Origin of the sequence: Pygmaiobacter massiliensis (genome assembly GCF_900199435.1) — a bacterium.
GTDB lineage: Bacteria > Bacillota > Clostridia > Oscillospirales > Ruminococcaceae > Pygmaiobacter > Pygmaiobacter massiliensis.
In genome coordinates this window covers 81342-101232 of record NZ_OAML01000003.1, presented here as the reverse complement: position 1 = coordinate 101232, position 19891 = coordinate 81342, and the positions used below count along the sequence as shown (strand labels likewise).

At 48.9% G+C, this 19891-nt stretch carries 20 protein-coding genes, 1 tRNA gene and 2 riboswitches; of the genes, 12 read left to right on the top strand and 9 right to left on the bottom strand.

Going from position 1 to position 19891, the window contains the following annotated elements:
* Window positions 1-133: 133 nt before the first annotated feature.
* The gene (gene gluQRS, locus C1A11_RS04960; protein WP_102049401.1) at window positions 134-1066 is read right to left on the bottom strand and encodes a tRNA glutamyl-Q(34) synthetase GluQRS; all 933 of its coding nucleotides are present in this window, start codon (window positions 1064-1066) and stop codon (window positions 134-136) included.
* A gap of 202 nt (window positions 1067-1268) precedes the next feature.
* Between gluQRS and C1A11_RS04955 the strand changes: the two genes are divergently transcribed.
* The 3 genes from C1A11_RS04955 to C1A11_RS04945 are packed head-to-tail and all read left to right on the top strand — an operon-like array spanning window position 1269 to window position 3169.
* Entirely contained in the window at window positions 1269-1643 is a 375-nt protein-coding gene (locus C1A11_RS04955; protein ID WP_102049399.1) for a GntR family transcriptional regulator, read from the top strand.
* Between the two features lie 24 nt (window positions 1644-1667).
* Entirely contained in the window at window positions 1668-2549 is an 882-nt protein-coding gene (locus C1A11_RS04950) for an ABC transporter ATP-binding protein (RefSeq protein ID WP_102049397.1), read from the top strand.
* Window positions 2537-3169 carry an ABC-2 transporter permease gene (locus C1A11_RS04945; protein ID WP_102049395.1) on the top strand — a complete coding sequence of 211 codons (633 nt, stop codon included), beginning with the start codon at window positions 2537-2539 and terminating at the stop codon, window positions 3167-3169. The genes C1A11_RS04950 and C1A11_RS04945 overlap by 13 nt, the downstream gene beginning before the upstream one ends.
* A 96-nt stretch (window positions 3170-3265) precedes the next feature.
* Here the strand turns inward: C1A11_RS04945 and pnuC are convergent, their stop codons facing one another.
* From pnuC to C1A11_RS04925, 4 genes are all read right to left on the bottom strand, one after another.
* Window positions 3266-3985 (bottom strand): nicotinamide riboside transporter PnuC, encoded by a 720-nt coding sequence (gene pnuC / locus C1A11_RS04940; protein ID WP_102049394.1) that lies wholly within the window; start codon window positions 3983-3985, stop codon window positions 3266-3268.
* A 10-nt stretch (window positions 3986-3995) separates the two neighbouring features.
* The gene (locus C1A11_RS04935) at window positions 3996-4484 is read right to left on the bottom strand and encodes a pyridoxamine 5'-phosphate oxidase family protein (RefSeq protein WP_102050985.1); all 489 of its coding nucleotides are present in this window, start codon (window positions 4482-4484) and stop codon (window positions 3996-3998) included.
* 320 nt (window positions 4485-4804) lie between these two features.
* The gene (gene metK / locus C1A11_RS04930; RefSeq protein ID WP_102049392.1) at window positions 4805-5947 is read right to left on the bottom strand and encodes a methionine adenosyltransferase; all 1143 of its coding nucleotides are present in this window, start codon (window positions 5945-5947) and stop codon (window positions 4805-4807) included.
* Window positions 5948-6042: 95 nt separating this feature from the next.
* A riboswitch (SAM riboswitch) is annotated at window positions 6043-6142 on the bottom strand.
* Window positions 6143-6269: 127 nt separating this feature from the next.
* A complete protein-coding gene (locus tag C1A11_RS04925; protein WP_102049390.1) occupies window positions 6270-6917 on the bottom strand; it encodes an ECF transporter S component in 648 nt (215 codons plus the stop codon).
* Window positions 6918-7031: 114 nt separating this feature from the next.
* Window positions 7032-7152: riboswitch (FMN riboswitch) on the bottom strand.
* 233 nt (window positions 7153-7385) lie between these two features.
* Here C1A11_RS04925 and C1A11_RS04920 point away from each other — a divergent pair.
* Both C1A11_RS04920 and C1A11_RS04915 read left to right on the top strand, forming a co-directional pair.
* A complete protein-coding gene (locus C1A11_RS04920; protein ID WP_102049388.1) occupies window positions 7386-8432 on the top strand; it encodes a mechanosensitive ion channel family protein in 1047 nt (348 codons plus the stop codon).
* Window positions 8433-8513: 81 nt separating this feature from the next.
* Entirely contained in the window at window positions 8514-8990 is a 477-nt protein-coding gene (locus C1A11_RS04915; protein ID WP_102049386.1) for a PaaI family thioesterase, read from the top strand.
* An 82-nt stretch (window positions 8991-9072) separates the two neighbouring features.
* On the opposite strand, the gene C1A11_RS04910 is transcribed toward C1A11_RS04915, so the two are convergent.
* From C1A11_RS04910 to C1A11_RS04895, 4 genes are all read right to left on the bottom strand, one after another.
* Entirely contained in the window at window positions 9073-9591 is a 519-nt protein-coding gene (locus C1A11_RS04910; RefSeq protein ID WP_102049384.1) for a hypothetical protein, read from the bottom strand.
* Between the two features lie 142 nt (window positions 9592-9733).
* Window positions 9734-10252, bottom strand: a complete 519-nt coding sequence (locus C1A11_RS04905; protein ID WP_102049383.1) for a hypothetical protein — start codon at window positions 10250-10252, stop codon at window positions 9734-9736.
* A gap of 60 nt (window positions 10253-10312) precedes the next feature.
* Window positions 10313-13453, bottom strand: coding sequence for an EAL domain-containing protein (locus tag C1A11_RS04900; RefSeq protein WP_180950252.1), 3141 nt, complete (start codon window positions 13451-13453; stop codon window positions 10313-10315).
* A gap of 437 nt (window positions 13454-13890) precedes the next feature.
* A tRNA-Arg gene (locus tag C1A11_RS04895) sits at window positions 13891-13967 on the bottom strand.
* 181 nt (window positions 13968-14148) lie between these two features.
* Here C1A11_RS04895 and C1A11_RS04890 point away from each other — a divergent pair.
* From C1A11_RS04890 to C1A11_RS04860, 7 genes are all read left to right on the top strand, one after another.
* Complete coding sequence (locus C1A11_RS04890) at window positions 14149-14577, top strand: potassium channel family protein (protein WP_180950251.1); 429 nt, start codon at window positions 14149-14151, stop codon at window positions 14575-14577.
* Window positions 14578-14631: 54 nt separating this feature from the next.
* Window positions 14632-15291, top strand: coding sequence for a potassium channel family protein (locus tag C1A11_RS04885; RefSeq protein WP_102049378.1), 660 nt, complete (start codon window positions 14632-14634; stop codon window positions 15289-15291).
* A 170-nt stretch (window positions 15292-15461) separates the two neighbouring features.
* Window positions 15462-16874 (top strand): DUF4340 domain-containing protein, encoded by a 1413-nt coding sequence (locus C1A11_RS04880; protein ID WP_102049377.1) that lies wholly within the window; start codon window positions 15462-15464, stop codon window positions 16872-16874.
* 97 nt (window positions 16875-16971) lie between these two features.
* Entirely contained in the window at window positions 16972-17391 is a 420-nt protein-coding gene (locus C1A11_RS04875) for a hypothetical protein (protein ID WP_102049375.1), read from the top strand.
* Window positions 17388-18764 (top strand): PH domain-containing protein, encoded by a 1377-nt coding sequence (locus C1A11_RS04870; RefSeq protein WP_102049374.1) that lies wholly within the window; start codon window positions 17388-17390, stop codon window positions 18762-18764. The genes C1A11_RS04875 and C1A11_RS04870 overlap by 4 nt, the downstream gene beginning before the upstream one ends.
* 43 nt (window positions 18765-18807) lie before the next feature.
* On the top strand, window positions 18808-19632 hold the full coding sequence (locus C1A11_RS04865; protein WP_102049372.1) for an HAD family hydrolase: 825 nt from the start codon (window positions 18808-18810) through the stop codon (window positions 19630-19632).
* Between the two features lie 29 nt (window positions 19633-19661).
* Window positions 19662-19847 carry a DUF6440 family protein gene (locus C1A11_RS04860; RefSeq protein WP_102049370.1) on the top strand — a complete coding sequence of 62 codons (186 nt, stop codon included), beginning with the start codon at window positions 19662-19664 and terminating at the stop codon, window positions 19845-19847.
* Window positions 19848-19891: the final 44 nt, after the last annotated feature.

The window sequence follows — 19891 nt, the reverse complement described above, 5'->3', positions numbered from 1 at the left end:
CTGTATTCGTGTTTTTATTCTACCACACAAAAGCCGTGCCGCTACCAAGCCGGGTTTGCAGTTTCGCAACCGGCAGTTGCAGTGCAACTTTTTGGTTTTTTATCCTCAATCGTTTCGTGGCTTTGTCGCACATCTAAGCCAAAAACAGGTTTTCGGACACCACAATATCTTGTTTTGTAATCTTGCGCAAATCAAATATCGGTACCAGCTCTTTTGCGGTACAGGGCTCAGCTGTTTCGGTCAGGCCTGCCATCCATGCCAGCATACCGATTATTTGCTCTGCGGTAATTCCTGATGCCTGCAGCGCCCCAACATCGAAGGCACGCTCTCGTTTAGAAAGTCGCTTTCCGTCTGGCGCAACAAGCAGCGGCAGATGTGCAAACTGCGGCGGCATAAAGCCCAGCAGCCGATACAGCAGCAGTTGCCGCGGGGTGGAAAAAAGCAAATCATGCCCGCGCACTACTTCGGTTACGCCCATCGCGGCATCATCGGCCACCACGGCAAGCTGGTAAGCATATACGCCATCTGAGCGGCGCAGGATGAAATCGCCACAGTCTTCTGCCAGGTTGCTTTTCATCTGTCCGTAAACATGGTCGGTAAAAGTAATGGGGTCGCCGTTCACCCAAAGCCGCTGGGCAGGTGCACGCGCTGCGGCTTTGGCCGCTCGCTCGGCATCGCTTAGTGCACGGCAGTTTCCGCTGTAAATCACTGTGCCGTCGCTCGCATGGGGGGCAGAAGCATCATGCAGCTCACTGCGGCTGCAAAAGCAGGAATAAGTACGGCCCATCGCTTCGAGCCGGGCAAAGCATTCAGCATACCAGGCCGCGCGCTCGCTTTGACGATATGCTGGCAGGTCGCCGCCCTCGTCCCAATCAAGGCCGAGCCACGTAAGGTCACGGATAAGCTGCTCGGTATATTCCGGTCTGCAACGCGCGGGGTCAAGGTCTTCAACCCGCAGCAGCGTAGTGCCGTTTTGGGCGCGGCAAGAAAGCCATGCCATCAGCGCGCAAAATACATTGCCCAGGTGCATGCGCCCGCTGGGGCTTGGCGCAAAACGTCCTTTCATGGATATTCTCCTTTATTTTTATAACAGCACGGTTACTTTGGCACCGTGTTATTTTTGTGTGCTAAAAAAAGATTACCATATTTTTTAAAAATTTTCTATCTGGCTGTTGACAACTGCACATACCCGGTATATACTGTGCATACAGTATATATACAGTAAAACAAAGTACCGGCTCCCCCGCCGGGCTTTGGAGGGGGCAAATTTGGAACTTATCATCAGCAACTCCAGCGGCAAACCCATCTATGAGCAAATCACGGCGCAGATTAAAAATATGGTGCTCTCTGGCGAGCTGGCCGAAGGCGCGGCACTGCCCAGTATGCGGCAGCTTGCCAAAGACCTACGCATTAGTGTGATTACCACAAAACGCGCATATGAAGACCTTGAGCGGGATGGCTTTTTAACCACCGTACCCGGCAAGGGCTGTTTTGTCGCCATTAAAAATCCGGAATTTGTGCGGGAAGAGCATCTGCGCCAAGCGCAGGAAGCACTGCAAACCGCAGTCGATGTCGCCCGCTTGGCCGGCATCACCGCCGGTGAACTGTGCGAGATGCTGACCCTGCTTTACGAGGGCGAATAGCCCATACAGAAAGGAAGCGTATCTATGTCCAATCTTCTTGAACTGCGCGGCGTCTGCAAAGATTACCGCGATTTTCAGCTGAACAACGTCAGCTTTGCTTTGCCGGGCGGCGCAATTATGGGCTTTGTAGGTGAAAATGGAGCCGGTAAAACCACCACCTTAAAGTGTATTCTCGGCCTTGTGCGGCGCGATGCCGGTGAGGTAGAGGTATTTGGCAAACCGCTCAATGTCGATGATGTGGCAGCCAAAGCGCAAATAGGTGTAGTGTTTGATGAAAGCTATTTTCACGATAACCTCACCACCGTGCAGGTAGACCATATGATGGCGAGTATTTTTCGCGATGCGTGGGACGCTGCCTATTTTGAGGCACTGCGCAAACGGTTTGCGCTGCCAAAAGATAAAATCATCAAATCTTTTTCGCGCGGCATGAAAATGAAGCTTTCGATTGCGGCGGCACTCGCCCACCACCCTAAACTTCTTTTGCTCGACGAAGCTACCAGCGGGCTTGACCCGATTGTTCGCGATGAAATTCTTGACGTCTTTCTTGAGTTCATCAGCGATGAGCAACACAGCATTCTGTTTTCCTCCCACATCACCAGTGATTTGGAGAAAATCGCGGATTACGTCACCTTTATCCACAATGGTAAAGTGATGTTCTCTAAAAACAAAGATACGCTAATTTACGAATATGGCATTGCCCGCTGCACCGCTGCACAAGCGGCCAAAGTCGCCTCTTCTGATGTGGCAGTAACCCGTAAAACTGCAATGGGAACCGAATTTTTGGTAACCGACCGCGACAGTTTTCACCGCCGCTACCCCGATGTAGTGCTGGACCGGGTAAGCATTGAGGACATTATGCTGTTTTATGTAAAGGGCCATAAGGAGGACAAATCATGCGCGGTTTGATTTATAAGGATTTATATAATTTAAAAAAATATATGCGTCAGCTTCTTTTAATCATCGCTGTGATGGGCGTGCTGTTCGGCATGCAGGATACCGGTGCGAGCTTTCTTGGCGTTTATACTGTGATGGTTTCGATGATGGTCGTAATAAGCAGCATGAGCTACGATGAATTTGCCAAGTGGGATAAATTTGTGCTGACCATGCCGGTTTCCCGCAAAACGCTGGTGGGGAGTAAATATTTGCTGGGGCTGCTGGTTACCGCTGGCGGCAGCTTGATTGCGATTGCAATTTACCTCGTGATTGGAATCATTACGCGCAAAGGGATGACTTTAGAGGACCTCGTGGGCATTATTGGCTGCTTTTTTGCCTGTTTGCTGATGCTCGGTGTTTTATTACCGCTGCTTTACAAATTTGGTGTGGAAAAAGCCCGCATGATGATTTTATGTGTGGCGCTGTTACCGACATTGGGGGTTATTCTGGTTTCTAAAACAGGTCTGCTGGATAACGGCATCAGCGAAGAGTTTTTGCAGACACTCGCTTTTGTTGCCCCGGTTATTGTCGTGGTGCTTTTTATCGCAAGCTTTTTTCTTTCGGTTTCTATTGTCACCAAAAAAGAGTTTTAATCGCTTTCCTACTCAAAACGATGGCAGTGTTTGCATTCTATTAAAAAGGGTCTTCGCTTTTAGCGAGGGCCCTTTTGTCGTATTCTCATTTTTTGCTCACGCACTTTGCTCAAAACAGCGTTGGCGTCCTATGACTTGCGATTTTCTCATCTCAAGCCAGCTGAAAAAGCCGTAGATGTCGTTAATTAAAAAAACCAAAAAACAGCTGACCATCGAGAAACAGGAGCTGTCCTTGCTTGCGGCAATGAGCCACAAAACAATTAAAACAACATCATTTGCGGCGTACCCAATGGCAAAATATTCGCTTCGTCGCATGGTGAGATAGGCACCAACAAAACTGGTGAAAACCGATACCGTGCTTAGCCATAAAACCGCCGTATCAAATGCCGCGAGAATAAAATAGAAAGCTATTGTCACCGCTGTGCTCAGCCCCAATAAAAACACATATTCTTTTGGCGCAAGCTGATTTACCTTGACTTCGTTTTTGCCCTTTTCAGCCGGATTTTTCATCCATGAAACAATGGCTGCCACCGCAATCGGCGCGGTCATGCCAAGATAGGTAATCATTTCTCCGTAATAGGCAGAGGAGTAAGAAATCAACCCGTATAGCACGCTGAACATAACGGTCAACACCTGCCCCCATACGTTCCCCTTTGCGTTTAAAATCAAAAATGTAGCCCCAATGAGCGATGCGGTAAGCGTAAGATAATTTTTGGATTGAAACAGCACGAATGATGTGGCAATTACAGCAACGGAAGAAAGCCACAGCCCTATTTCAAACTTTGTAAAATATAAAAAAAGTCTGTTCGTTTTCATTATCGCCTCTTTAAAGTGCCCTAGCCCGGGTTAGTTCAATCGATTCTTTTCCTGTGATCTGTTCGATGGTGATTTCGATGCAGCTGAGTGAATTCCACTCTTGCTTAATTTCTTTTTCCACCGATTTTTTATCGTTGTGATATTTAAGACCAAACACCTCTGCGGCGTGGAAGATTTCCTGTTCCTCTTCCAGTTTTCTGGCTCTGCCAAACAAGACGATGCTTCTAAAATAGGTGGTCAGCTCTTCGGCAACCACATCGTCTTTTTCAATCACGCAGAAAGAAACTTTATCGCAGCTTTGGATTGCATCTTGCTTATGCCCGGTTTTAGCACCGTGAAGATAAATTTTGCCGTCTGCGTAAACATAATTTATGGGAATGGTATAGGGATAGCCTTGCTCTCCTATGACACCGAGTACGCCTGTTTTTCCCTTTGCAAGGACTGCCAGCGTTTCTTCGTCATTTAATTGCTGTCTGCTTCTCCTCATTGGTCGGAACATGGTTTTTACCTCTTTTCGATAAAAATAAAAAAGCATCTGGTATGCGTATCTTCAAAGACCTAACGATACGCATTCAGATGCCAAACATCTCTACCCGGTGGTAGTTTTTTTGATTATTATTCTGAGTGTAGCATGAAAGTGACGATTTGTAAAGAAGGCAAGCCGCTTACAAAATGAGAGGTCTTTGGCACTTTGGGTAATCCACAAAAAGCTTTGCAGATATCAGACAAGAGGTTCAAAAAAATAAAAAGCAGCAGCCCAAATAAAAGGCTGCTGCTCTTCTGGTAAAACTTGTTTTCTATAAGCCGGCTTTTGGCAGCTTACAATGCTGCTTTCAGTGCTGCCACGCGGTCGGTCTGCTCCCAGGTTACGCCGAGGTCTTCACGGCCCATATGGCCGTAAGCGGCGAGCTGTTTGTAGATGGGACGACGCAGGTCGAGTGCTTTGATGATGCCAGCCGGAGAGAGGTCGAACACCTTCTGTACAGCTTCTGCAATGGCATCATCTGCCACGGTGCCGGTGCCAAAAGTATCTACCAACACGCTGACGGGCTGTGCCACACCAATGGCGTAAGCAAGCTCTACTTCGCACTTGGTGGCAAGGCCGGCAGCCACAATGTTTTTAGCAACCCAGCGCGCAGCATAAGCGGCACTGCGGTCTACTTTGGTGGGGTCCTTGCCGGAGAAAGCACCGCCACCGTGACGGCCATAGCCGCCGTAGGTATCGACGATGATTTTACGGCCGGTCAAGCCGGAGTCGCCCTGCGGTCCGCCGATGACGAAACGCCCGGTCGGGTTAATATAGTATTTGGTCTCAGCGTCCAGCAGCTCTGCGGGCACGATGGGACGAACGACTTTGTCGATGATGTCAGCGCGCAGCTGCTCCATCGAAACATCGGGAGAATGTTGGCTGGAAACAACGATGGCGGCAACGCGTACCGGTTTGCCGTCGTGGTATTCTACGGTTACCTGGGTTTTGCCGTCCGGACGCAGGTAATCCAGTTCGCCATTTTTGCGCACAGCGGTAAGCTGTTTTGCAAGGCGGTGAGAAAGCGAAATGGGCAACGGCATCAGCTCGGGGGTTTCATCGCAAGCAAAGCCGAACATCATGCCCTGGTCGCCGGCACCGCCGACAGAATCGTTGGTGCCCAGCGCGATGTCAGCGCTCTGCTCATCAATATTGGTGATTACAGCGCAGGTATCTGCATCAAAGCCGAATTTTGCACGAGTGTAGCCAATCTCGCGCACGGTTTCGCGCACCAGACGTGGGATGTCCACATAGCACTCTGTGGTGATTTCGCCCATTACGTGCACAAGGCCGGTAGAAACTGTGGTCTCGCAGGCAACGCGGCCGTTCGGGTCCTTTTCGAGGATAGCATCGAGAATCGCGTCAGAAATCTGGTCACAGATTTTGTCGGGATGCCCTTCGGTTACAGATTCAGAAGTAAAAAAGCTTTTTGACATGGTGATATCTCCTTTTATGTTATTCTGCAAATGAGGTATCACTTTCGGGGTACGCAAAAAAGTAAGCTCGGCGAGTTTTCACCGAGCTTAACACAAGCTTATCTTTCGGTTTGACCCGCAGGATGTAGCACCTTGCAAAAATTGCAGGTTGCCGGGCTTCATAGGGCCTGTTCCCTCAGCCGCTCTTGATAAGTGATATTCAATTTGCACAGTCTATTATACCAAAGGCGACGTTTCTGTCAAGGGGCGCGCATGCGACAAATTGTGCCATTTGGCAAAATTCAGGACATTTGCTGGGTTTCGTTCGGCTCTGCCGCAAATTTTAAGATTGTTTGACGGGCTTTGCCTCGTCCTCTACCGGTGCTTCACCGCCAGCATACTGGTGGATGAAGTGCGAAAGGCGCTTATACACGACAAAGGTGAGCAACGCAACCACGGTGCCTTTGATGAGGTTGAACGGTGCAATGCCAAGCACAATGTAGGTAAACAGGCTGTCGATAGCCGGGTTTACGGTCTGGCACATTCCCAAAACTGCTTCCAGCGGCATGTTGTAAGCGTTTGCATAAAACGGAAGCAACACAAAGTAGTTGGCAAGGCAGCCTACCACAGTAATGACGAATACAGACGCGATGGAAGCGATGCGTGCGCCTTTTTTGCTTTTATGGCGGCGGTAAACCAAGCCTGCTGTGAGCGCGAAAGAGCCGGTGATGAGAAAATCCGCGAGCTCGCCAACGCCTGCTGTCTGGGTGGAAAGCAGATGAATTAGCGCTTTGATAAGCGCCATAACAACGCCCTCGATGGGACCGAGTGCAAACGCGCCAACCATAATGGGCACTGCGCTGATGTCCAGCTTCAAAAACGGGGGCATCAAGGGCAGCGGTACTTCAAAGTACATCAAAATAGTGGCGATGGCTGCGAACAGCGCAATGGTAACGAGCTTGCGGGCACTTGTGCTTTTTCTGGTTTGCATAAAACAAAACCTCCTTAAAAATGAGGTCTGCCGTTGGGGAAGCCTGGCTTTTCTTTGCAATAAAAAACACCCGTCTGCAATAATTGCAAACGGGCGTACTACGAGCGTAAAAAGCCGCAGTTTCTTTCATCCGGACTATACCGTCGGCTCTGGAATCTCACCAGATCAGCACCCAAAAAGGTGGTCGCGGGCTTTCACCGCCGGTGGGGAATTACACCCCGCCCTGAAACAGACTACCCACATTATACCCGCAGATTGTGAAAAACGCAACAGGTTGAACGGCAAAATTTTCGACTTCCGTTTTTTACCGCGGCGCTTCAGCAAACCCGCTTGTCTTCTTACTTTTTTCACATTACTGCGCTTGTCGTAAGAAAAAAAATATGTTACGATGGAAAAACAAAATGCAAAAAACAAGTCGCCTTTTGCCGATTGCAAAAAAGGCGTTTATCTCGCACAAAAGGAGAATCTATGCTCGATTTTATTCAAAAAAATGCAGAACCGCTCATTTCGTTTGGCATTTCTGTGCTTATCTTTTTTGGCTTTTTTCTGGTATCCAAACTATTTCAGTACAAAATGGTACCCGTCTTGCGCCATCTTTTCTCTAAGTTAAAGGGCAATTTTGCTACCCGCTTATTAGAGCGAATCAATCTGCCACTATCCACCTTTTGGCTGCTCATCGGCGCACAGATTGCGCTTTCGCGGTTGTTTCCGCAAAATGTGCTGCCGGTTTCGCTCACTCATATTTTCCGCTCCGGCTATGCTTTGCTGGTGGGCTGGACGGCCTGTAATCTGGTCGACCTCATCCCCATTTTGCCGCAGCTGAACTGGAACAATTCCGAAGCCATAAAAAAAATTCTGCGCCGCATTCTAAAGGCTCTCATTCTTGCATTTGCCGTAGTTATCGTCATTGGCGAGTTTGGCTACGATGTCAACGGTCTGGTTGCTGGCCTTGGCCTTGGCGGTTTAACCATTTCGCTAGCCGCGAAAGATTCGGCTGCCAATATGTTCTCCGGTCTGCTGCTACTGATTGAGCGTCCCTTTGAGCTGGGCGACTGGATTTCCTGCACCGCTGCCGAAGGCACGGTCGAGGATATCTCGTTCCGCTCCACCAAAATCCGTACCTTTGCCAACACTGTTTCGGTGGTACCGAACTCGGTGCTCTGTGCCGGCACCATCACCAACGTCACCCGCATGGAAATGCGGCTTTCCAAATCCACCATCGGCATTACCTACGACACACCGCGCGACAAGATTGAAAAAGTGATTGCCGAGCTGCGAGAAATGCTCACCACCGCACCGGACATTGTTTCTGACACTGTGCAGGTACGGCTTACTGGCTTTGGTGCATCCAGCATTGATGTGCTAGTCCAGTATTACACCAGCGTAACCGCTTACAAAGATTGGCTTGCCGTGACCGAGCGGGTGAATTTCGATATTCTTTCGATTATGCGCAGTAATCAAGTCGAATTTGCCTTCCCCTCCCGCAGCATTTATATCGAAAAAAACGGTCAATAAATTTTGATTTTTCGGCAACAATAGCACTGACTTTTCTGCCGTGCCTTATGCTCGCAACTTTTGCAATTTAAAGGAGCCATTATGAGAACTTTTACCCAGGAAGAAATGGAAAAGCATATCTGCGCATACCTGCACTACATCAAAAACCAGTACGAGGACGAAAAAATCATCTGTATGCTGGATCCGCAATTTGTCTGCTGTGATGTACAGGCACAAAGCCTGACGCTGCGGTTTGAGGTAAAGCCCTGGATGCTAAACGTGGGCGGCACAATGCACGGCGGACTGATTGCCACCGCGTTTGATACCACTTTCGGCACCTTGACCCACTTTTTCAGCCAGCCGCATTTTATCACGACAACCAATCTTTCCGTCACCTACCTCGAGCCGGTGTTTGAATCGGAAACCTTTGACATCACTGTCGTTGCGAACCGTGTGGGTCGAACCCTTGCGGGACTTTCTGCCGAGCTGCGCATCGCAGACCACCGCAGACGCCTGTGCGATACCGCTACGGCTACTTTTATGATTCTGCGTGAAGAATTCCATTTCCCGGAGCAATAAGCAAGCGCTGCATTTTTCAATCAAATAAAACAGGGCATCCCCGTAAATTTGCGAGGATGCCCTGTTTTGATTGCGATGAAAATTAGAAAAACCAAGACGTGGGCAAAAAGAAAAGATACGGCGCAGTAAAAACTGCGAGGGCCAGTGCCACTTTCTTTTTTTCTGTTTTTGGCATCTCTAATTTTTTGAAGCTGATTTTATAGTTGAACAGGTAAATAAAGCATGCCGACAGCACAATACTTGCGGTAACCCACAAAATAGAATAGATACTTTCAAACGGATAATAGGCCACAGCATTTGTTATGTTTTGGTACCACCACTTTCCAAACGCCGTCTCGTAATTAAAGTCAATGAGATTGGAGAGGAACATCAGCACGGTACCGATAAAATCTGCCGCAAAGCCAAAAATCCACACTTTAAAAATCACGCTTTTTACTTTTTGCCAGGTCTGCGGAATTTTCAAATATTTCATTGCACAGAACGTGACGAGAAAATCGATTAAAAAATTAGCCGGCATTATCACAAGCCAGGTAATGGGCACCAGCCATAAAAGCCAAATGGGAAAAATCAGATTATAAAGTTTTACATCTTTTCTTTTCATGGTACACCTCATTCTTTTATGTTTGAAGATTTTTTAAAAAAGTGACAGCCCTGCGTACAGCGGCTGCCACTTTTGTTCTTTAATTGCTTTATTTGCATTTGCCTGATGCGTCAGCTGCTCTGTACCGTTGCGCAGCAAGCTTTCACCGTGGTTGGGTGGTCAACAGCTCCCATACGCGGCTTACTTCTGCTATATTGCGCAGCTGATAAGCCGGCTGTTGGGAATAAGCGCCGTTGTGGCGTGTAACTGAAACCATACCGATATTGATAGTGCCTTTTCCGTCTTTGCCAACAGAAAGCGAAAGTGGCGGCAATGTGTTGCGGTCAAGCACTTCAATTTTGCCGCTTTGCAGCAACATAATCTTTTTGTCAGTAATGACGTATCGTGCACGGTCAAGCTTTCTTTTTTGGGTAAAAAAGCGGCCAAATACCAGGTATAGCCCCATTAAAACAAACATCATGCCCCAAGCCTTAAAAAATAATGGCGCACCGCTTTTTATAGCAGTAATTTCCCAGTAAATCGCAAAGCCGCACCACACAAGGCTGAAGGGAATCATAAACATCTCTTGCCGAGTAAAAAGCCCACCTTTTTCCGGTCGGCCCTGCCAGATGATATATTCTCCCCCTGCAAGATAGGGCTGTGCCCATTCGTACTCTTCCATATCTAGCCTCTCTTACCGCGTTGTTTGGCGGCAGCTCTTATTTGGTATAAATTGTTTCACTCAACGCTGGTCTATCAGCTGCAAATGCAGCGGATGCATTGCTTTTTTCGCTTCGGCAAACAGCAGAGTAAATGTTTTGCCCTGTAACGGCGCTACTGCGTAACCGGCACTCCAGCTCCAGTCGTTTTCGGTTTGGCCTGCAAGCAGCGATAATTGCTCTTCGACGCAAAAAACTGCTTGCTTTGCAAGCTCTTCGTTGCCGGCTTCCGGCAATAACAGAACAAGGTCTGTTTCTCTCATCGGCATAATGAGTGTTTCTGAATCAAAACAACTTTCGAGCTGCTTTTGTACCGGTTCTGCCCAGTTTTCGGGCGCCTCGCGGCAATCGTCACGCAAATCTGCCAGCGTTTGGTTGCGCAGAATCAAAACCGCTGCGCTGGGGTGATTTGCTACCCATGCTTCCGCTTTTGCAGCAGTGCGTACGGCCCCTTGCGCGGCCCGGCGTGCATTATCCCGCACCAGTTTTGCTGTTGCAGGTTCTGCACTAAAGCACACTGTTTTTTGCACCGTCTGTGCGGTTGCCAGAGAGGGATTGCAACCTATCTCTGCGGATAGATTGCAACTTGTCGGTGCATCGCAAAGTGCCGCGGTTTCTTTTTCGTACAACTGTTTCTTTTTGCGTTTTCCTGCCTCTACTGCCTCGTATATCTCTTGCAAAAGGGTTTGTTTACAGTAGGGCTGCATTATCACTGCTTGGAGGTTTAATTTCTCAAGTTGCTGCAAACGCATACCATCGGGCGGTAACGCAGCAAATACTGGGATTGCTTCCAGCTCTGGCAGCATGTTGCGCCAATCCCAAAATTGCCCTGCACAGACTTCTTCTGCCGCCATCTCCAAAAAGATAAGGTCAATTTGGTAAGCCTGCTCTTCCAGTACGCGTTTTGCCTGCTCGCTGGACTCTACCCGAAGCAATGTGCATTCCGGTTGCAGTGCTTGTCGAAGCTTTGCCGAAATTTCACCACCGGCAGAGGCTACCATCACACGCAGTTGTTGCTGCTGGGGAAACTCTCGCGCTCTGCATTTTTTAAGCTCTTCGTCCACTCGCTTTTGTACGGTTACATCGCTGAACAAGCCGAACAACAATGCTCTGTCCCCCACGCGGTCGACATATTGCAGCTGTAGCCGCACCCACATTGTGCTGCCGTCTGCCCGCTGGCGAGCATAAGTACATTCGGTAGAGCTTTTTAAATGAACCGCGCGCCGGAATGCCAGCACAACGGCGGCGCGGCAGTCCTCACGAACCAGCTCAATCGGTCGCTGGATGGAGAACAGCGCATCTTCTTGCCCGAATAATTTATAAACAGCGTTATTCACTCGCACCAGCTCGATTTTGTCATCTGCAAACTCATAGGCTGCTGCCGGCTGAACAAAATTGCCAAACAGGCTGTTTGCTTCCGGGTTTTGCACCCAAAGCTTATCCAGCCGATTTTGTGTGGCTGCGGGCAGAGGCGCAAGCTGGGTTTGCTTTCTTTCGGTGCGCAAAAACAGCTCGTATTCTGAAGCCGGGATGGGCCGTGCAAAATAAAAGCCCTGCACGTAATCGCAGTTGATGCTGCGCAAAAATTCTACCTGCTCGCTGGTTTCCACCCCTTCCATCACTACTGGGATAGAAAGCCATTTTGCCATGCGCACCACCGACGCAATAATATTTTCTCCGCGTCCGGGTGAAGCGCTTTCCGATAAAAAGCGCATATCAATTTTCAGAATATCCACTTCGATATCCTTTAAGATATTGAGCGAGGAATAGCCGCTGCCAAAGTCGTCCATCAGAATTTCAAAGCCTTCTTCGCGCAGCTTCGCCACCGTTTTGCACATAATCTCGGGGCTGTCGGTATAGGCAGTTTCGGTCATCTCAAGCTGCAGCATACGGGGCTCTAACCGGTAGCGGCGCACCAATTCCAGCATAATGCCCACAAAGTCGTGGTGGTAGAGGTTGACCCGCGAAACATTTACCGAAATCGGCTGCGGGTCGAGGCCTTGTTCTTTCCACTCGGCCAACAGCATACAGGCTTGCTCCCAAACGTAATAGTCCAGCTTGGTGATAAATCCATTACCCTCAAAGATAGGGATAAACTCTCCCGGGGAAATAATACCCTTTTCCGGATGACGCCACCGTACCAGCGCCTCTGCCCCGGCGGGCTGATGTGTGCGCAGGTTATATTTTGGCTGTAGGTAAATCTCGAACTGGCGTTGGGCAAGCGCCGTATCCATTTCGCTAATAATCTCCTGTGTGCGTTTGAGCTTGTTGCGCATTTCGTCCGAATACCACACAAAGCAGGAAAGATAACTTTTTTTGCATTCTTTTGCAGCAATCGTGGCATAGTCAAAAAAGGTGCTCACTGGCAATGCATTGTTGATGATGCGGTAAAGCCCAAAGATAGGAACAAGATTATAGTTTAAATGATAACAGCTCAGCGCACCGCGCATTTTGTCTATCATTTCCATAATGTCGATTTCTTTTTGCGCCACGCAGATGCCGAATACGTCTGCTTCTATATGCCCATAGATGCAAAGCTGCATCTGAGCGACCAGCTGCGCAAGCAGCCTTGCCATATAACAAATCAGCCGGTCACCCTCTTGGGTGCCAAAAAAGGAATTGATGAGCTGAAAGCGCTGCACGTCCAGCCGAATAAACACAAAGGATTCGTCCGGATTGCTGCTGAGTATTTCGCGCGCTTTTGTAAAAAAGTTTTGCTTATTGTAAAGCCCGGTCAGCTCATCATATTCGGCAACATACTTCAGTTGCTGAAAAGCGGCCAGTTTACTGCGTACCATTGCATTTTTAAGCCGAAAATTTAAAATTTCTCCATCGCATGGATGGGGCGCAAAGTCCCATGCGCCCATATTCAGCACGCGCTTTTCTTCGCCCTGATGCTCGCTGCCGATAATTGCAATAATCGGCAGCTCCGCAAATTGCAGGTCAGAGCTGATGTGCGAAAGAAATTTGTAGCCATCAGCAGGGTCTACAAATAAATCCAGCACCACCCCCGCTAAAAGCTCTTGTGGCTGGCTGAGAATTTCGAGTGCAGATGCCGCATCACCTGCTTCAATCAGATGGTAATTTACGCTCAGATTTTGGCCAATTATTTTCCTGCTTGTACTACTGTGAGAGATGACAAGAATTGTTGGTCTCGCTCCCATGCACTCTTCCCCTTTCGTCCGGTAAGCCGGTTGAATTTTGCTACTGGAACGATCGCGTTTCCCCCTTACAGCTGCAACCATGGACTTATGTTTTTTTGTTGCTTTCATTATATACTGGTTCATTTATAAAACGCAAGAACGACCATTTACTTTGTTTTTCGACATTTTCCTCTGTCGATACATTAAAGTGCTTGCACACTGGTAAATCATATTCATCCTTTTGTTGAGCAGGGCGTGTGTAAAAGCTGCTATATTACAGCTTTCATAAATGTAATTTATCTGCCAGCCACGGGCTACAATACCTTTAAGGCGCACCGGTGTAAAGGCCACACCAGCTTTTGCAATGCAAAAATTTTTTTGTCAACGCTTACTTTTTTGAAAAACAGCGAAAACAAAAACGTCACATACGAGGGCAATTCCTCATACATGACGTTCTGTGGTGCGCCCGACTGGATTCGAACCAGCGGCCTTCCGGGTCGGAGCCGAACGCTCTATCCAACTGAGCTACGGACGCATATTTTTGATACTATATTATATTACCATAAAATTTGCATTTTGCAAGGGGAATGCCCAGATTCCGCTTTGTTTCCACGGCTAATATAGGGGCAGTTGTTTTCTTCATTGATTATTCGATATTGTTAGGCTATAATGGTATCGTTCTACCAAACAAGAACAGAATAACAGAGGTGACTTTTTTGAATATTTTGGTTGTTGGTGCCGGTAAAGTCGGTTCCAATCTTGCAATGACGCTGGAGACACTGGGACACGATGTTTCTCTGGTAGATGAGAACCCGGAGCATCTGGACGCCGCCACCAACCTGGCACTGATCAACTTTAATGGCCTGTGCATTTGTGGCGTTTGCATTGATGTTGATGTGCTGCGCTCTGCCGGTATTGAAAGCTGCGATGCAGTAGCGGCAGTGACGCCGGATGACAATATTAATATTATGGTGGCCGAGGTAGCGACGCAGTTTTTCGGCATCAAACATGTTTTCGCTCGCATTTATGACCCCGCCCGCGAAAAGGTGTTTGCCGAGCGTCTTGACCTGCAGACCATTTGCCCCACTCGCCTTACCATTGATGCCGTGTTGACCTCTTTGACTAAGGGTAATATTGAAGGCTAAGCGCTGCGAAAAGCGTATAGCTGCTTATTTATGTGACAGAAAGGGTTCACAATTATGCATATTTGTATCGTTGGCGGCGGTAAGATCGGCTTTTATCTCGCCCAAACACTTTTAGAGCACGGGCATGAGCCCGTCGTAATTGAAAGCGAGGAAAGTACTTGTCAGCGGCTTGCCAACAGCCTAGATATCCCTGTGATCCACGGAGATGGCACCTTGATTGAAATTTTACGCATGGCCCGGCTGGAAGAGTGCAAAGCGCTGATTGGTGTGACCGGCCGTGATGAGAATAACTTGATTGCCTGCCAGCTTGCCAAAAAAGTATTCGGCGTGAAAAAAACCGTAGCGAGGGTGAACAACCCTAAAAACGCCCCGGTGCTAAAACAACTTGGTGTAGACATTGCAGTTTCCAGCACCGACAACATTGCCCGTTTGATTGAACGAGAGGTTGAAACCGCGGCGATTCGCCAGCTGATGAGTATTGCTGGCGGAGATGCTTCACTCACCGAAGTGCTTTTGCCGGATAACTTTAAGTTCCACAATAAATCATTGGCAGAGCTCTGGATTCCCGAAGATGCGATTATTATTTTCATCACCAGGGGACAAGAGGTTATCATTCCCCGTGGTAACACAACCCTGCAAAGCGGCGACCACGTAGTTTGCGTAGCAAAAGACACTGCGTTTCATGACCTCACCGAAAGCTGGGGTCTCTCTTAAAAACGATACTTACCCTCCGCAGTTTGCGGAGGGTTTTTTTATCCCTTGGGGCGCGGTATTTCTATTTTTTGCGCATTGCTGTATAATAAGGTATATTCTTGTGTTTTTTCGCAGTCAGAAACGCATATTTTTGCTGCACTGCGACAACGATATTCGAGCGGAGGTCCCACATGAAAGTAAGCAAACAGCTTAAAACAGCGCTGCTGGTTTTTGTCATTCTCGGGGTCTGCATTGCTGCGCTCTCGTTTTTTCAGCCCATACGCGCTGCACACCGTCAGCAAGGCATCACCCTTACCGACCGTGCCGCAACAACACTGGCTTCGGTATCGGTGAAAAATGGGTTTGGCAGCTACACGGTAACGCTGGAAAACGGCGTTTATTTTTGCGAGGCCTTGCGAGGGTTGCCTATCTCTAGCCCGGCATTAGACGAGCTGGCCGAAAACTGCACCTCGCTGCATGCGGTGTCGCGTGTAAAAACACTGAAAGATCTCAGCGAAATCGGCCTTGCGAAACCGCGTGCTACCGTAGAGATTCGATTTACTGATGACACTGACCTTTCGTTTACACTGGGCGCACGCGTGCCCGAAGAAAAGGCATACTATATGCAGCTTTCGGGCAGCGGAGCAGTCTATATCATATCCGAAGCATCCGTAAGCGATTTTCTCGTCGATGTCAGCCACTTTGTCGATTTGTCGCTGGCGGATAATCTCAACGAAGCGGTTGAGCTGCCCGCCCAGATGAGTTTTCATTCTGCAATGGCAGATTTTGTGATAGAGCAGCTGCCCGAAACCACCACTGACGGTTTTGGCAATCATTTTACCCATCGCATTGAAAGTGCAGATGGCAGCGAGGCGGGTTTTGTAGACCCTACTGAATTTGAAAATTATTTTGCACGGCTGCACGAACTGCGCGCCAGCAGCATCGTGCAACTTTTTCCCTCGCCGGAAGAGCTGGCTTCATTTGGGCTTGCGCCGGATAACCCGGCGGGTATCAGCATTTCATTTACCATCGGCAAACAGACTACCACCCTGCGGCTTGGTAATCGCAGCGACGATGTTTACTATGTGTATAAAGATGAAGTCCCGGTTGTTTACACTTTGCCGCTTACCCAGGTGCCTTGGGATAATGTAACCTATTATGCACTGATGAGTCGTTTCGTTGCGGCACCTAATCTCGCACAAATCAGTCACATCGAAGTTTCTTTTCCCGATGGGCAATATGATATTGTAGTAGATGGTCAGACGGCAAGCTGTAACGGCGTTTGGCTCTCTCAGCGTACTTTCAGCGGGCTTTACAAACTTTTGTGCGGCGCGCGTGCCGAGTACGAAATGACGGGCCCTGCAGATTCTACTTTGCCGGAGCTGTCCCTTACCTTTTGGTATACTCAAACCGCAGAAGAACTTGCCACCCGCACCCCTGCGCGCTCTACGACGGTTCGCTTTTTGCCGTATGGTCTGCGCCGGTATGCCATTGAAGTAGATGGTATTGCCCGCTATGCAGTGCGCGCCGCTTACGTTTCAAAAGTAACCGAAACAATGCTTTCTCTGCGTGACGGCATGGAAATCACTTCTGCATGGTTCTAAATCTGCACTTGTCCTGCAATCTTTAGTTTAGCGACTTTTTTACGATTTTGCACAGCTGCTGCCCTTTGGCTATGGCTGCTATGTTTGGGAGGCCCCGATGAAGTGTTATCTTCCTGTTTCTGGCACTCTGCTCGCCGTCCTTTGGTCGGCGGGCTTTTCCGCCGTTGTCGGGATTGCCGTCTGGTTGCTGGTTTCTGTTTTTTGGGGACTGATTGCAGGGTTTGGTTTATTTGCGCTTTTAGCAGTGGTCTGCACATTGCACCGCATTGGCTACTGTGTTGAGGTGCGGGACTACGAGCTGATTTTGAACCGCGGTTTTTTTATGCTTTCGGTACAAAAATTTCCGCTGCGCTTCGTCACTGGTACTTCCCGCATTACTACCCCGCTTTCGCGGCTGCTTGGCGTGGGTATCATTACCGTTTCCACTTCCGGCAGAATTGCGGTGCTAATTGGTCTTTCGCTGCGGGACATTGCGCAGCTTCGCAGTTTTTTAATTGAAAGAGAGGACGGCCTATGAACACTGTGCGGCTGCATCCGCTGCATTTTACAAAGTTTATCCGGTATGGGTTTGTTTTGTGTGTGTTTCCGGTACTGCGTGCGCTATTGGTGTTTGACATTGCTGCCGCTTGGACGGCTTTTACCCAGTCGGCTCTTATTCTAATTGCTGTAACCATACTGGCATGGCTGCTCTGGAACCACTCTGAAATTTCGCTGGACGACACCTGCTTTTCGGCAATGTATGGACTGATTATTCACCGCACCGATACCTTCGCGAGAGATCGCATTAGTGCCGTCGTCGTTTCTCGCCCCATAAGCTACCGTTTGCTGGGCGCGGCAAGGCTGACGCTTTATTTTAAAAGTGAGAAGCCGCTTGCTTCGATTAGTTTTACACTGCCCCGCGCCCAAGCCGAGCGCTTTGCCTGCGAGCTGCTGCCTGCAGTACAAAAACCCAGCGTGTTTGAACCTGCCGGGTTTGACCGCTTTTTGTTTGTTATGCTCTCGGCAAACGTCATTGCCACCAGCATCCTCTCGGTAATGACGGCGTATCGTGTCACCAAAATGCTGGGACAGGATTTCGAGACTGCGGCCATCACCGGGCTGAGCCAGGCTGCGGAACTTTTTTCTGCCTGGCTGCCAGCCGGTGTTTCTGCCCTGGTTACGCTTGTTGTATTTTTTGCACTGCTTTCGGTACTGCGGGGACTTTTTTCTACCACTGGTTTTACGGTTAGCCGCAGCGGCGGTATTTTGGTTTGCCGCGGCGGACTGCTGACCAAAACCGAACGTCGCATTGCTGTTTCGGCCATCAATGCCAGCACCTTGCATATAACGCCCTGGGCACGTATTTTGCGCCGTTACCCTGTGTATATCACCGCTGGCGGTTTTCGCGGGCATGAGCTTCCGCTGATTGCGGTGAAAAAGGGCGATGAGAAATTTCTTACCCGGATACTTCCGGAGTTTTGTCTGCCTGAAAAAAAGATGTGCAACCCTCGCCGTAAAAACTGGGTTGCCTATTTTGGCAAGCCGGGTGGCGTCGCCGGTGCGCTTATCGTTTTGTGGCTTGTTTCACGCTATGCACTGCCTGCGCTTTCTTCGCTGCTCGCGCTTTTGTTTTTCATCAGCCTTGGCCCGGTTATTATTGCAGCGGAAGCATTTTTCCGCGAGGGTATCTGCAAAAATACCAACCGCACCTTCAGCCTTTCTTACAGCCGCTTTTTTACCAGATATTTGGTTTCGCTATATACCAATGACCTTTCGTTTGAATTAAAGATGCATGCGCTTGCTGCGGCCGAAGGCCGCTGCGATTTGAAGGTTCGTACCCCATCGCATATTACCTATCGCCTGCGCGGGCTCGAATACTCTGAGGCAAAACGCCTTAAATTCAACATTTAGTATTTGTTTTACACCCCGATTGGGGGAAAGGATGTCTATTTTCATGATAAAAGCTGTTATTTTCGATTTGGACGGCACACTGCTGGACAGTATTACTGACCTTGCCAATGCAAGTAATACCGCACTGCGCACTCTGGGCTATCCAGAGCACGAGGTGGAAGCCTACAAGCAGTTTGTAGGCGACGGCCGACGCAATCTGATTTTGCGTATGCTGCCCGACAGCGCTGCAAAAGAGGAAAGCATTGTTGCGAAAGCCGAAGCTTTGTTTGACCAAGCTTACCACGATCACATGCTGGACTGTACGGTTCCCTACCCCGGCATTCCTGAGCTGCTTGATTTGCTGCGCAAAGAAAAGCTTAAACTGGCTGTTGTATCTAATAAGCCGGATGAATTTGTGCAGCGCATCGTGGAGGATTATTTCCCCGGTGTCTTTGATGTTGTGTGCGGGCAGATTGGCAGCGTGGTAAAACCCGACCCCGCAGGCGTACATAAAGTATTGTCTGTGCTTGGGCTAAAGCCTTATGAGGCGCTTTACGTGGGTGATTCTGCGGTGGATGTTATGACTGCACGCAATGCAGGTACCGATTGCTGTGGCGTCACCTGGGGCTTCCGTGGTCGCCGGGAGCTGCGGGTAGCAGGTGCCACCCACATTATCGACGCGCCGTTTGAACTAAGCGCTATTGCGCTACCAAGCTCTACAAGCAAAGCGGTCCGCATTTTCAGCCTTTTTGTAGTTGCTGTTATGGTCCTTTGCTTAGTAGGTGTTATTTACAGCCTTGCTACAGGCAATGTAGCCGGTGTTACTGCGGGAATTGTCTTTCCTGTGCTGCTTGGCTTTGCAGCAACCCGTATTATTAAGAAGAAATAAACATTAAGTATAAAAAAGGAGCTATAACTATGGCAAAACCGGAGCGTTTTCGTAAAATTTACTCTCAGGGCACTCTTTCTTGCAAAGAAATATGGATTGACACCGAAACCGGCGTGCAATATTTTGCCTACAATAATGGTTCCGGCGTCGGCCTTTGCCCGCTGCTTGACCGCGACGGCAAACCGGTGATCGGTAATGCACTGGACTTCGAATAATCCCAAATCGTTACTATCTGGTTTTTCATCGCAAGCTATTATAC